The following is a 13,521-nucleotide window of genomic DNA, read 5'->3' as shown; positions in this document are numbered from 1 at the left end:
GCTTCCTGTGTTACGCTGCCTCTGCGTTCCTTCTCGCACAGCTCGTCGTATGACGCAATCACCCGGCTTATTACGGACCCGGAAAGAGACTGTCCGTCCGCCCCAAAAGCCGGTAATAGACAAGCCCGATCCATTCGCGGCTCGCCCAATAGAAGTTCTGCATCCCACCGAGCAGATCAAAGCTAATCGGGCTATCGCGCGACGAGCCGTAATCCACTGGATAGGGCACCACCGGCCAGCCTTGGTGGCGGAAAATCCCCACGGCGCGGGGCATATGGTAAGCGCTGGTCACCAGCAGCCAGACGTCCCCCGGCTGGGGCTTGACGAGGGCGGCGCTAAAGCGGGCGTTTTCATCCGTGTTCCGCGAGTCGCGCTCGAAGATCACCCGGCCAGGGTCGATCCCGACCATCGGAAGAAACTTGTCACGCACCAGATCGGCTTCCATCAAGGCGCCGTCGCGGTCGATATTGGCAGACCCGCCGGTCATCACCAGCTTTGCGTTCGGAAAGCGGCGGCCAAGGTCGGACAGCGCTAGCAGCCGTTCGGCGGCATCGGTGACGACCAGCGTATTGAAATCACCCGACCGGTTGGTATCGACCGCGCCGCCCAGCACGATGATGCCGTCTACCTTAGGAAGTTTGCCGAGGTCAGGCTGGGGAAAGCGCAATTCCAGTGCAGCCAGCACCGCATTCGGCAGCGGCGTGACCGTCATCGCCGTACAGAGTGCGAGCAGCAGCGTGAGGGTACCGATCATCAGCCGCCGCCAGCGCAGCAAGGCTGCCACGGTCGCCAGCAGCGCCAGCACTCCCATCAGATTGGCTGGATTGGCAATCATCCAAAGCAGTTTCGACAGAAAGAACGCCATGCTCGCTCCTCAGGCCCCCCGCAATGGCGCGACCATAGGGCCGAATGCCGCCGCCGTCACGCGGCTTCCCGAGGGCTTGCTCTTCGCGCCGCAGCACGGCACCTTACCCCTGTACTCGGAGTAGCGTCTCAATGTCCTTACGCTTAAAGCTGATCATGGCCTTCTTGCTGACGAGCCTCATTACGGTTGCGGTCATGGGTGGTGTTGCCTATGAGCGGCTGGAGCGGCGGTTCGGGGAGATCGTGGAGGCCGGATCAGCCCGCAATTTCCGGGGCGATGTTGCGGCCTATTGGCTGACCTATGGCTCGTGGGAAGCTGGGATAAAGCTTGAACCCTTCACCCAGTTTGTTGGGCGGCGCCGGGCGTTTTTGGCCGCGCGCGGGGCAGAAACCGATACAGGGGACGCCGACCAGGCCCAACCGCTGCCCCCTATGCGCCCGGGGGAGTTCGGCTCCCGCCCCGCCCGGCCGCCCTACCCGATAGGGACGGGAAGCGAGGGGGGGAACTTTCGGCCACTGTTTCGCTTTACGCTCTATGATCCCGAGGGGATCGTGCTCAATCCCCGTCAGCTTGATGAATTTGGCATGCGGCGGCAGGTGACCGCCGACGAACGGGCGCAGGGCGTGCCGATCCGGGTGAAAGGCGAAATTGTTGCCTATGCCCTGCCCCAGGGTACCGCGAATTATTCGACCACCGACCTTGCCTATCTGGCCGCGATGCAGAATGCCCTGATCTGGGGCAGCGGTGCGGCGGCCTTGATGGCCATTCTCTTAGGCCTCTTGGCCGGGCGGCACGTCAATCGCACGCTGTCGCCCTTTACCCAGGCGATTGCCGGAATGCACGGCGGAGTGTTGCGGCAGCAAGTGCCGGTGCGGTCCCGCGACGAAATCGGCCTGCTTGCCGAAGCCTTCAACCGCATGAGCGACGAGCTGGCCCGCAGCCACGAAGCGCTGCGCGATAAGAACCGCGAAATCAACGCCCATGCCGAAAAACTCTACGAAGTCAGCATCCGCGATGGGCTGACCGGCCTGTTCAACCGCCGTCATTTCGACGAGATCGCCGCCGGTCTGGTGCGCGACGCCGAGGCGCGGGGGGCGCCGCTGGTTCTGGCGCTCGCCGATATCGATTTCTTTAAGCGCATTAACGACGCTTGTTCCCACGCGACCGGGGACGCGGTGTTGCGACAGATCGCTCTTCTGCTGACGCAGACCCTGCGCGCGGGCGATACCGTAGGCCGTTATGGGGGTGAAGAGTTTGTTCTGGCCCTGCCGAACACGGATTTTGACTCGGCAATTATCCTCTGCGAGCAGGTGCGCCAAGCGGTGGCGGCCTATCCCTGGGCGGAGATTGATCCACGCCTATCGGTGACCCTGTGCGTCGGGATCGCCGCGCACGCCCCCGGCCAAACGGCGGAAGAAACCTTGAAGGCCGCCGACCGCCATCTCTACCGCGCCAAGGCCGAGGGGCGGAACCGTGTGTGCGGTTAAACCGGCGGGGTAAACCGCGCTCGCGCCGCCGCCGCTTCGGCCCGGATGGCGCAGCCGTCGGCGTGATCGTTGATCAACCCCATGGCCTGCATAAAGGCGTAAACCGTTGTTGGGCCAACGAATTTCCAGCCGCGCTTTTTCAAATCTTTGGAGAGGGCAATCGAGGTTGGCGAGACGGAAGCGCTTTGCGGCGGCGCGGTTTCCCCCGGTGTCGGCTCGAAGCGCCAGAGGTAGGCAGCGAGCGAGCCTTCCTGGGCCGTAAGCTCAACCGCCCGGCGGGCATTGTTGATCACGGCTTCTATCTTGCCGCGATGGCGGATAATCCCGGCGTCGGCCAGCAGCCGTTCGACATCTGCTTCCGAATAATCGGCGATCACCTTGATATCGAACCCATCGAAGGCCGCGCGGAAATTCTCGCGCTTATTGAGGATCGTCCGCCAGCTCAGGCCCGACTGAAAGCCCTCAAGGCAGAGCTTTTCGAACAGCCGACGATCATCGGCGACCGGAAATCCCCATTCCTGATCATGGTACGGCAGAAACTCCGGCGCGCCGCCACACCAGCGGCAGCGCGGGCGTCCGTCGGGGGCAAGGAAAAGGTCGGCCATCGTTAGGCCGCCAGAAAGGCAAGCCGGGGATCGGTCCGGCCCGGGGCGATTTCGTGAATATCCACCGTCACAATCCCTTCGGCTACGAACGGATCGGTGGCCAGCCGGGCTTCGAGTGCCGGGCGGGAGGCGGCCTGCGCCAGGAGCGCACCGCCGAGGCCGGGGGCCAATCCGCCGCTCAGCAGAAAATCCCCCGCCGCAAACCCTTCCGCCAACCAGGCGTTATGGGCGGCCATAAAGGCCGGGGCTTTCGCCTTATGCTCGGTAAAGCGCAGAAAAACAACGAACATTGGGCCCTCGCTTAAGGATTGGGGGAAAGATCGGCCAGCCAAGCGCGCAGCGCCGCAACCTCTTGGCCCAGCAGAACGGGATCGCGAAAGGCGGTCGCCAGCGTTGCAATGCCCTGGCTGCGCATCAGCGCGTGCAGCGCGAGGGCATCGGCCCGCGCCCCCTGCCCCAGCGCGTCGAACTGCGCGCGCAGCCAATCCCGGAACAGGGTGAACAGCGCCCGCGCCTGCGGCTGCGCCGGATGATCGAGTTTCGCAAGCTCGGCGCAGAGGGTGCCGACCGGGCAGCCGTGCGCCATGATCGGCGCCTGATTGTCGATCAGCATTTGGATGAAGCGCCCGACCCGCGCCGCCGGGCTGCCCTCCTCCTGCGACCAAGCGTCCAGCAGGGCGCGCGTGCGCGCCAGCCGGAATTCGATCACGGCGGCAAGGATTTCATCCTTCGTTTTGAAGTAATAATAAAAATTCCCCCGCGAAATCCCCAGCGCCTGGGCGATGTCCATGAAGGAGGTCGCCGCATAGCCGCGCGCGTAAAACAGCGCATCGGCGGTAGCGATAATCCGGTCGCGGGTATCGGTGATAGCGGGCATGGGGCGAGTTTAGGACGATTGTCCTAAATGATCAAGCCTTCTCGACTCGGGGGCAAATTGAGAATACTGTGTACGCAGCTATCTATTGGAGAGACCCCATGCCCGCCTATGTCCATATCAACCTGCGCATCACCGACCCCGCCCGCCAAGCCGCCCTAGCGCCGCGCTTTCAGGCCGCCCTGCACGCGGCGGGCGGGCGCATCCTGCACTTTGGACCGGTGGTCGAGGTGCTGGAAGGCGACGTCTCCCCGCTCCCCATCGCGGGCCTCTTCGAATTCCCCTCCGTCGCCGCCGCCCAGGCCTTCTACCAATCCGCCGACTACGCCCCCATCAAAGCCGAGCGCGCCCTGGCGCAAAAGGCGCGGATGTTTATTGTGGAGGGGTGAGAGCGCTCTGGAGTCGCCTTGGACCCGCGAGGGAGTCGATACAGTTTTGGCGGGCCGCGACCGATAGCGATGATCACTATGTTTTCGCCGTGGCACTATGACCCGGGATTTTGTACTGGCTCAGACACCAATCCTAGAGCGTCATTAAAAGCGCTTAACGTCAAAGGTCTTCATGAATTTCCGTTCGCCAAATCTGAAGGCTCGTGCAAAATCTCTAATCCTCAAGTGGTTCGACGGTAGCAGCCAACCACCTGAAATGCGCGGTAAACTCGCGTTGGGCGTGGACCGCTTCGTCGACGAGATAGCCAAGCGCAACTCTTGGTCGGAATGCATGACGATCCTGCTTGGCGATCACTCAGCTCCTCAATTCCAGGCTTCAGGCCAAGGTTGGCGCGTGGTCCCCTGCCAGAAGGGGCTGGCGGTGAGCACAGTCGTTCCGGGATGGGGTTTCGGCTGGCGTAAGGCCCTCCGCGACGAATACGTCTACGACGTGCTCTCGTGGTTGGGACATTACGCGCGTCAGTACATCCATCGTTCGCACGTAGCTAAGGTGCTGATGATCGCTTGGGAGAGAGACCGCGCAGTTCTTCACCCATTCGGTTCGGAAGCGCATAGTTGCCGCTACGGGGCGGTCACTCCTCCGGTCTTGCCAAGAATGGCGCTTTCGACCGCGGTTGAAGACAGTGTTAGCCGATGGGGAGGAGTTGAAGCAGCACCTCGGAGCCGATCCCGCTGGACACGCCGAAACACATTCGATCCGGCGGTTCATCAGGCCGTGTTCCATTTCCTTCGCGGGCAATCGCTCTTGTCCGCTGGTTTCGAACTCGAAGCCTTGGTCGCCATTGACTGCGTGTTGCAATCATTGCAGACGATTGGGTGGACCAGCGTGGTCGGCGATCCACGGCGTAGCCGCTCTGATCTGATCACGACGCTGGGTATGCACCAAAATGACGCACAGCTAGCAGAACATGTGTACTTCCTCCGGAACGAGTTCGCCGCGCACGCAGGCGGCTGGCGTTGGTGGGACACAGTCGAGCATGTGGATGGCGATCTCATGGAAAGAGCGTCCGACATGGCTCTCCGCGTCCTCAACCATGCAGCGGACGCGGAGCCGACCGTCCGGCGAATCAATCCGGAACCTGATAATTGGAGCGACTGGCTGATGGATAGCTTCCCGCTTCTCTTTTCAGCGATCTGGTTTCGAGCTGGTTGACGCCTCCAACGCGACCAGAAATTTACGCAGCGGTCGCGCCCGTACTCGGTCGGAGAGACACGGAAGATTGTGGCGTGCTCCAGCGTATGATGGCGGATGGGGTGGGATTCGAACCCACGGAAGGCTCACACCTTCGGCGGTTTTCAAGACCGCTGCCTTAAACCACTCGGCCACCCATCCGTGGGGCGGACCCTAGCGAAGCCGCCTGGGGTCCGTCAAGCGCGCAGGTCCAGGACCGGCAGCGGTCCTGGCGGGGGGCGGGGTGGAACCCCGCGATACCGCCCACGCCCCCGGCTCTACCCCGCCAGATCGGCCAATTGTTGCAGCACCTTCGTTACGCCTTCCAGCCGTTCGGCGGCGGTTTCCCAGGCGCGGATGACGACGAGCTTATGGTCCGGGCGCAATTTGACGGTGCCCGCCTGGCGCTGGATGTAGCGGATCAGCCCATCGGGGTTTTTAAAGCTCTTGTCGCGGAAGGTCAGCAGCACGCCCTTCGGCCCGGCGTCGACCTTTTCCACCCCGGCCTGACGGCACAGGGCTTTGATGGCAATGACCTTTAGGAACCCATCGGCATCGGCGGGCAGCGGGCCGAAGCGGTCGATCATTTCGGCGGCGAAACCGTCGATTTCCTCCCGGTTGGCCAGCACGGCGGCGCGGCGGTAGAGGTCCAGGCGCACGCCCAGGTCCGCCACATAGGTTTCCGGGATCAGCACGGGGATACCGACGGCGATTTGCGGCGACCAGGCGTCTGCCGCCCCCTCCCCGCTGCCGATCCCCCCGGCGCGGGCGGCGTCCACGGCTTCTTGCAGCATATGCTGGTAAAGCTCGATCCCGACTTCCTTGATATGCCCGGATTGTTCGTCGCCCAGCAGGTTCCCGGCGCCGCGAATATCGAGATCGTGGCTGGCAAGCTGGAAGCCTGCGCCGAGTTTATCGAGCGTTTGCATAACCTCCAGCCGCTTTTGGGCGCTTTCGGTCAGCACTTTGCCGGTCGGCAGGGTCAGATAGGCATAGGCGCGCAGTTTCGATCGCCCGATGCGCCCACGCAACTGATAGAGCTGCGCCAGACCGAACAGATCGGCTCGATGCACGATCATCGTATTGGCGGAGGGAATATCGAGGCCGCTTTCGACGATATTGGTCGAGAGCAGCACGTCATACTTCCCATCGCAGAAGGCGTTCATCACGTCTTCCAACTGGCTGGCGGGCATGCGCCCGTGCGCGGTGGTGAAGGTTACTTCCGGCACCAGGGTCCGCAGCCGTTCGGCCAGCATATCAAGGTCTTCCAGGCGTGGGCTAACGTAGAAACACTGCCCGCCCCGGAAATGTTCGCGCAGGATCGCCTCGCGCACCACCATCGGATCATAGGGTAGCACGAAGGTTCGCACGGCCAGCCGGTCCACTGGCGGGGTGGCGATGATCGAGAGATCGCGCACGCCGGTCAGCGCCAGTTGCAGGGTGCGCGGGATCGGGGTGGCGGTGAGGGTGAGGACGTGAACGTCCGACTTCAGTTCCTTCAACCGCTCCTTCTGTGCCACGCCGAAATGTTGCTCTTCGTCAACGATCAGCAGGCCGAGCCGTTTAAACTCGATGGTCTTGGCCAGCACGGCGTGGGTGCCAACGATGATATCGACGGTGCCATCTTTCAGCCCCGCCTTGGTCAGGGCTGCCTGCTTCGGCGTCACGAGGCGCGACAGCGTTTCAATGCGAACTGGGAAGCCTTTGAAACGGTTGGAGAAGTTTTGATAATGCTGGCGGGCCAGCAGCGTCGTCGGCACCACCACGGCCACCTGCTGGCCGGAGAGCGCGGCAACGAACGCGGCGCGTAGGGCCACTTCCGTTTTGCCGAAGCCAACATCGCCGCAGATCAGCCGGTCCATCGGCTTGCCGGAGGCGAGATCGGCCACCGCATCTTCGATGGCGCGCAGTTGATCGTCGGTTTCAGGATAGGGGAAGCGCGCGCAAAACTCGTCGTACAGCCCATCGGGCGGGGTTAGGATTTCCCCTTCCCGCAGCGCCCGTTGCGCGGCAACGGCGATCAGCTTGTTGGCAATATCGCGGATGCGCTGCTTGACCTTGGCTTTACGCGCCTGCCAAGCAGTGCCGCCGAGCTTATCGAGGGTGACACCAACGTCTTCCGACCCGAAGCGCGACAGCGTATCGATATTCTCTACCGGCACATAGAGCTTGTCGCCGCCAAGATACGAAAGGCACAGGCAATCGTGCGGCGCGCCGGAAACGGCAATCGCCTCCAGCCCCTCGTAACGGCCGATACCGTGATCGACGTGCACCACAAGGTCGCCCGTGGTCAGCGTACCCGCATCGGTGATGAAATCGGCGGCTTTCTTGCGCTTGGGTGTGCGGATCAGCCGGTCGCCGAGAATATCGGCTTCGGTGATCAGGGCCACATCGGGCGCCAGAAAGCCGCGCGGCTGCGCTAGCGTGACCAGCACCACCTTATCCGCCGGCAGTGCCAGGGCGGCGGGGCCGCTCTCCGCCACCTCCAGGCTCGGCATGCCATGATCGCGCAGCAGGCCGAACAGCCGGTCGCGGGAGCCGGGGGAATGGGCGGCGATCAGCACCCGGCGCTTTTGGGCGCGGAGAGACACCACATGCTCCCGCACCGCATCATAGAGCGAGCCTTCTTGCCGCAGGCGGGCCTCGGCGAAATCATGGCCGGGGCGCGTGCCGGTATCGGCGCGGTTGGCTGCATCGTCCGGCGCGGCGCCGATATGAAAGACAGCGTGCGGGCGGCCCTCCAGCGACAGGCGCCAATCCCGTTCGGTCAGATAGAGAAGATCGGGCGGCAGCGGATGATAGGGCGCACCATCCTTGCGCGCGGCGGTCGCTAAGTCCTTGCGCGCCTGGAAAAACTCATTGATCTGCTCGAACCGCGCCTTGGCCCCCTCTTCGGCCTGCGGGTCGAGCGTGATCGCCGCGCCGGGGATATAATCGAACAGGGTTTCCAGCCGCTCGTGGAACAGCGGCAACCAATGTTCCATGCCGATCTGCTTGCGCCCGGCGCTGACCGCTTCGTACAGCGGATCATTGGCCGTTTCGGCGCCGAACAGGCTGCGATAGCCAGAGCGGAAGCGGTGGATGGCAATCTCGTCCATCGGCACTTCGGAAACGGGGCGAAACGTCACGTCCTTTCGCGTGCCGCTCGACCGTTGCGTCACCGGATCGAAATCCCGCAGCGTCTCCAGGGTATCGCCGAAGAGATCGAGCCGCAGCGGATCGGTCATCCCGGTCGGAAAGACATCGACGATGCCGCCGCGCACGGCATATTCCCCCGGCTCACGCACGGTTTCGGTGCGATGATAGCCGTTACGCTCGAAGAACCCCAGCAGCGCCTTAGTATCGACGCGCTGGCCCACTTTCAGCGCCAGGGCGGCTTGGGCTAAGCTCTCGCGCGTCGGCACGCGCTGGGTGATGGCGGAAACGGTCGTTAGGATAACGCGCGGCGCTTTGCTGCCCGCTTCCGCCAGCAGCCGCGTCAGCGTATCGAGGCGTTTGGCGACCAGATCGCTGTTCGGCGACACACGGTCGTAGGGCAAGCAATCCCAGGCCGGAAAGCTGAGCACCTGGATATCCGGCGCGAAAAACGCCAAACTTTCCGTTAGTTGCGCGACGCGGGCGTCGTGTTGCGCGATGTGGAGGACGGCCCGCCCCTGCTCCCCAATCGCTTCTGCCGCCCGGCGCAAGACCAACGCTTCATAACCGTCGGGGACACCGTGCAGATCGAGACGACCGGGGGCAGCGTACCAGGCGGGGGTTTTCGCAAGGCTCATGACGGCAAGTCCAATCAATCGGGCATTTTCTTAGCAAATGCGTCGTCGCAGGTGTCGCCACCTGCTCGGGATTTGCTCTAGGCGGCGCGGTGATGGGCGATAATGCGCGCCAGCATAGGGGTGTTGGAGGCTTCGGGCGGCGTTACGCCCCCGATAATCCAGGCCACAAGGTCGAGATCCTGTTCCGCCATCACCGCTTCCAGCGCATCGAGTTCGGCGACACTGAAGCCATCGAGATGGGCTTCGACGAAGCGACCAATCAGCAAATCGGCTTCCTTGGTGCCCCGGTGCCGGGCCTGAAACAGAATGCGCTTGCGGCGCGTCGTCAAATCATCGGTCATGATGTCCCCCCGCTTCGGGCTTGTCCGAAGCCGGGGATGGATATAGACCGCTCCCCGCAGCCTGTCAGCGGCGAAATACAGGACTAATCGGTGCGCCCGCAAATTCTCTTTCCGCTCTTTGCCTCCGTCGAGGCGCTGCCCAAGGTTGGGCCAGCGCGGGCGAAGCTATTGGCAAAGCTGGGGCTTTCGAGCGTTGTCGATCTTCTCTGGCACCGTCCGGTGGGGCTGGTGGAGCATCGGGCGCGCGGATCGATCGCCGAAACCGTACCCGGGGAAAGCGCCGCCCTGCGCGTGACGGTGGAAGAGCACCGCGCGCCGGAAAACCCGCGCCACCCCTGGCGGGTGCGGGTGCGCGACGCCAGCGGTTTTCTGCATCTCATCTTCTTCCACGCCAAGGGCGATTACCTCGCCAAGCTGCTGCCGGTGGGCGGCGAACGGGTGGTGGCGGGTAAGATCGAAGCCTATGGCGTTGAAAAACAAATGCCGCACCCGGATTTTATCGGCGCGCCCGAGAGTTTTTCGACCGCAACGGCACCGCAGCCGGTCTATCCGATGACGGCGGGCATTACGCCCAAGGTTTTGGCGGGGCTGATCGAAACCGCCCTGTCGCGCGTAATGGACCTGCCGGAATGGGCCGATCAATCCTTGGTGAAGCAACGGAACTGGCCGGTCTGGGCGGAGGCGGTGCGCGCCCTGCACCACCCTAAGGCCGACGCCGAGCTTCAGCCGACTAATCCCGCCCGCCAGCGCCTCGCCTACGACGAAATCCTGGCCAATCAAATGGCCCTGCTGCTGCTGCGCGAGCATCATAAGCGCCTGACGGGGCGGCCTTTGGTGGCGGCGGCGCACAGCTGCGGGGCGTTGCGTGCAAAACTGCGCGCCGCCCTGCCCTTCGCCCTGACCCGCGCGCAAGAACAGGCACTACTCGAAATCGATGCCGATCTGGCGTCGGACCGGCGCATGCTGCGCTTGCTGCAAGGCGATGTCGGCAGCGGCAAGACGGTGGTAGCGCTGCTCACCCTGGCCGTGGCGATTGAGGAGGGGGCACAGGGCGCGCTGATGGCCCCAACGGAAATTCTCGCCCGTCAGCACCTCGAAACCATCCAACCGCTTGCGGACGCCGTGGGCCTGCGCGTGGCCGTGCTGACCGGGCGCGATAAGGGCAAGCCGCGCGAAGCGCTGCTGGCGTCGCTGGCGGCAGGCGAGATTGATCTTCTGATCGGCACCCATGCGGTATTTCAGGAAGACGTTGTTTTCAAGGATTTAGCGGTCGCCGTGATCGACGAGCAGCACCGCTTCGGCGTCCATCAGCGCTTGGCGCTGGCCCATAAGGGCCGGGGCGTCGATGTGCTGGTGATGACGGCAACACCAATCCCGCGCAGCCTCGCCCTCACCGCTTACGGCGATCTCGATATTTCACGCCTCACGGAAAAGCCGCCGGGGCGCAAGCCCATCGACACGCGCGCCCTGCCCTTAGAACGGCTGGAAGAAGTGGTTTTCGCCGTTGGCCGGGCGATCCAGCGCGATGCGCGGGTCTATTGGGTCTGCCCGCTGGTCGAGGAATCGGAACTGGTCGATCTCGCCGCCGCCACCGACCGCGCGGCGGCCCTGGAGCAAGTGTTCGGCCCTGGCGTGGTCGGGCTGGTCCACGGGCGCCTGAAAGCCGCCGAAAAAGACGCGGCGATTGCCGCCTTCGCGCGCGGCAATCTTAAAATCCTCGTCGCCACCACGGTCATCGAAGTCGGCATCAATGTGCCGGAGGCCACCATCATGGTGATCGAGCACGCCGAGCGCTATGGGCTTGCCCAGCTTCACCAATTGCGCGGGCGCGTTGGGCGCGGCGGCGACCGGTCCACCTGCCTGCTGCTCTATCAGGCCCCGTTGGGCGAGGTCGCCAAATCGCGCCTGAAAATCCTGCGCGAAAGCGAAGACGGTTTCCGCATCGCCGAGGAAGACTTGCGCCTGCGCGGCTCCGGCGAGGTGCTGGGCACCAAGCAAAGCGGCCTGCCCGGTTTCAAGCTCTGCGATCCCGTGCAGCAGGAAGACCTGCTGCTCACCGCCCGCGCCGACGCGCAAAACCTACTCTCCCGCGATCCCGAGTTAGACAGCGAGCGCGGGCAAGCGATGCGGATTTTGCTCTACCTGTTCGAACGGGATGCGGCGGCGCGGTTCCTGCGGGCTGGGTGATTTGTTTTGAGAAAGGAAAACCGCTATGCCGTTCAATAAATTGCATGTTCCGAAGGATCTTCCGGCCGAGACCTGTCACGCGATCAACAATCTGTTGCACGATTGTCTCGTTGAAACCTGCGGCGTTAATCCCGACGATTATTTCTGTCTCGTGGCGCGCTATGACGCCGATGATATGATCTTGCATCCTACCTTCTTGGGCAAACGCGACCCGGCCGCGACCATTATCATCGAAATCGCCCTGCTTGCCGGACGATCAGACGAGCAAAAAGAAGCGCTTTTCAAAGACGTGCGGCAACGCCTTGCCGCCATTCAGTTTCCGCCCGAAAATTCGATCATTTTCCTGCTGGAAAACCGGGCGATCGACTGGTCCTTCAGCCCCGCAGGGTCGGTGAAATCCGTTTTGGGGCTTTAGGGTAAACACTAGGTTGCCGGGCAGGTAAAAAATCTGCGAGGCTTTTCGAAAGCGTTTCAGCCATGGGGGGGCGGGATTTGCTGAGTCGATGGGCGCAAGTGGTTTCTGTGACACTGATCGCGGTTGGCCTCGCAGCCTGCCAAACCACGTCGGAACCGACAGTTAAAGCCACGCCCGTCGCCAGCGGGCTGCGCGCGCCCTTCAGCTATTCTGCTTTTGAACGGATTGCCGACACTGGCCTGAAGCCCGGCCCGCTGTTGTTGCACGGTGGCGGCGGGGGGCGGCGCTCAGCGAAGCCTGAGGCGTTTTTTGAGGCTTTGTTCGAGTTTGCCCGCCGTTCCAAACTGAATAGCCCCCAGGTCTGCTTGATCGAAGCTGCCGCCCCCGACCCCCGGCCATTCGAAAGGGCCGACGCCCAGAACGGAATCACATTCATCTTTTTGGGCATAACGCCGGAAAACCGGGCTGTTTCGACCCGAGATCCAAAGGTCTTGGGGGCTATTTATGCCTGTTCTGTGTTTTATTTCGCTGGGGGTGACCCATCGCGGCTATCGACCGCGCTGATAGAAAACAACGGCACCGACACCCCAGCCCTGAAAGCGATCCGTCAACGCCACGCGGAGGGGGCCGCCGTCACGGGATCGAGCGCCGGGGCAATGGCGGCGAGCAAAACGATGATGTGCGAGTGCGGGGCAGGAAGCTCGGTCGATGCTTTGGTCAATAATCGCCTTAAACTGGCGCCGGGGTTGCGGTTTGTCTCGGAGGGATTGATCGATGCTCATTTCTTAGAGCGCGGTTTGATCGGGCGGCTCGTTGGTGCCCTAAAAACCACCGCTGAGCCATTTGCTCTGGGATTGGATGAAGATACTGCCGTGCTTATTCCCGGCGACGGCACCCCCTGGACCATTATTGGGGAAAGTGGCGCGGTTGCCTTGCGTCCCACGTCCGCTAGGGAGCCGTATCGTCAAATCGCCATTGATTTGCTCGCCGATGGCGACCGCTACGATCCGTCGAACGGCTCTATCCAGATTTCCCCGGCCCGCCCCCAAATCACCCCCGCGCGCGTCACGGTCGAAAATAGTGTGAGCGAGGTTTTCGCACCGGGCGCGTTTCGGAAGCTGATGGAGCTCGCGGCAATCAACGCTACCGGCCTTGCTGCGGGTGGGTCGCAGGTTCCGGGCATCCGCATCAGCGTTACCCGCACGCCGGAAACCAAGGTCTATTTTGCGTCCGATCTACCAGGGGACCGGGCCTATAGCCTAACGGGGCTCCGTCTATCCGTTACGGCACCGGTGGCGCAGAAACCGTAAGGATTACGCGGCGGGCTTCGCCTCATGCGCCAGCGTCCAACCCC

The 13,521-nt window shown here is 63.0% G+C and carries 12 protein-coding genes and 1 tRNA gene; 6 read left to right on the top strand and 7 right to left on the bottom strand.

Features of this window, described 5'->3' with window-relative positions; all coding sequences use genetic code 11:
- Positions 1–70: 70 nt before the first annotated feature.
- Entirely contained in the window at positions 71–865 is a 795-nt protein-coding gene (locus CHR90_RS09880) for a YdcF family protein (RefSeq protein WP_094408838.1), read from the bottom strand.
- Positions 866–996: 131 nt separating this feature from the next.
- Between CHR90_RS09880 and CHR90_RS09875 the strand changes: the two genes are divergently transcribed.
- Positions 997–2,352: a GGDEF domain-containing protein gene (locus CHR90_RS09875; RefSeq protein ID WP_170941368.1), complete on the top strand. Its 1,356-nt coding sequence runs from the start codon at positions 997–999 to the stop codon at positions 2,350–2,352.
- On the opposite strand, the gene CHR90_RS09870 is transcribed toward CHR90_RS09875, so the two are convergent.
- Genes CHR90_RS09870 through CHR90_RS09860 form a run of 3 tightly spaced genes read right to left on the bottom strand, consistent with a single transcriptional unit; the run spans position 2,349 to position 3,834 of the window.
- Complete coding sequence (locus tag CHR90_RS09870; RefSeq protein WP_094408836.1) at positions 2,349–2,957, bottom strand: DNA-3-methyladenine glycosylase I; 609 nt, start codon at positions 2,955–2,957, stop codon at positions 2,349–2,351. The genes CHR90_RS09875 and CHR90_RS09870 overlap by 4 nt on opposite strands.
- Positions 2,958–2,959: 2 nt before the next feature.
- A complete protein-coding gene (locus CHR90_RS09865; protein WP_094408835.1) occupies positions 2,960–3,247 on the bottom strand; it encodes a YciI family protein in 288 nt (95 codons plus the stop codon).
- 11 nt (positions 3,248–3,258) lie between these two features.
- On the bottom strand, positions 3,259–3,834 hold the full coding sequence (locus CHR90_RS09860) for a TetR/AcrR family transcriptional regulator (protein ID WP_094408834.1): 576 nt from the start codon (positions 3,832–3,834) through the stop codon (positions 3,259–3,261).
- 98 nt (positions 3,835–3,932) lie between these two features.
- On the opposite strand from CHR90_RS09860, the gene CHR90_RS09855 reads away from it, so the two are divergent.
- Positions 3,933–4,220, top strand: coding sequence for a DUF1330 domain-containing protein (locus CHR90_RS09855; RefSeq protein WP_094408833.1), 288 nt, complete (start codon positions 3,933–3,935; stop codon positions 4,218–4,220).
- Positions 4,221–4,392: 172 nt separating this feature from the next.
- Positions 4,393–5,433, top strand: coding sequence for a hypothetical protein (locus tag CHR90_RS09850; RefSeq protein WP_141210919.1), 1,041 nt, complete (start codon positions 4,393–4,395; stop codon positions 5,431–5,433).
- A 90-nt stretch (positions 5,434–5,523) separates the two neighbouring features.
- On the opposite strand, the gene CHR90_RS09845 is transcribed toward CHR90_RS09850, so the two are convergent.
- The 3 genes from CHR90_RS09845 to CHR90_RS09835 all read right to left on the bottom strand — a co-directional run bounded on the left by CHR90_RS09845 (position 5,524) and on the right by CHR90_RS09835 (position 9,565).
- Positions 5,524–5,613: transfer RNA gene (locus CHR90_RS09845), tRNA-Ser, on the bottom strand.
- Positions 5,614–5,729: 116 nt separating this feature from the next.
- On the bottom strand, positions 5,730–9,224 hold the full coding sequence (gene mfd / locus CHR90_RS09840) for a transcription-repair coupling factor (protein WP_094408831.1): 3,495 nt from the start codon (positions 9,222–9,224) through the stop codon (positions 5,730–5,732).
- Between the two features lie 77 nt (positions 9,225–9,301).
- Entirely contained in the window at positions 9,302–9,565 is a 264-nt protein-coding gene (locus CHR90_RS09835) for an FAD assembly factor SdhE (RefSeq protein ID WP_094408830.1), read from the bottom strand.
- A 90-nt stretch (positions 9,566–9,655) separates the two neighbouring features.
- Between CHR90_RS09835 and recG the strand changes: the two genes are divergently transcribed.
- From recG to CHR90_RS09820, 3 genes are all read left to right on the top strand, one after another.
- Positions 9,656–11,752 carry an ATP-dependent DNA helicase RecG gene (gene recG, locus CHR90_RS09830; protein ID WP_094408829.1) on the top strand — a complete coding sequence of 699 codons (2,097 nt, stop codon included), beginning with the start codon at positions 9,656–9,658 and terminating at the stop codon, positions 11,750–11,752.
- A 25-nt stretch (positions 11,753–11,777) separates the two neighbouring features.
- Positions 11,778–12,167: a tautomerase family protein gene (locus tag CHR90_RS09825; protein WP_094408828.1), complete on the top strand. Its 390-nt coding sequence runs from the start codon at positions 11,778–11,780 to the stop codon at positions 12,165–12,167.
- Positions 12,168–12,274: 107 nt separating this feature from the next.
- Entirely contained in the window at positions 12,275–13,477 is a 1,203-nt protein-coding gene (locus CHR90_RS09820) for a cyanophycinase (protein ID WP_170941367.1), read from the top strand.
- Positions 13,478–13,521: the final 44 nt, after the last annotated feature.

The sequence above is a fragment of the Elstera cyanobacteriorum genome, assembly GCF_002251735.1.
Taxonomy (GTDB): Bacteria; Pseudomonadota; Alphaproteobacteria; order Elsterales; family Elsteraceae; genus Elstera; species Elstera cyanobacteriorum.
This window is presented reverse-complemented; position numbering and strand designations above follow the sequence as displayed.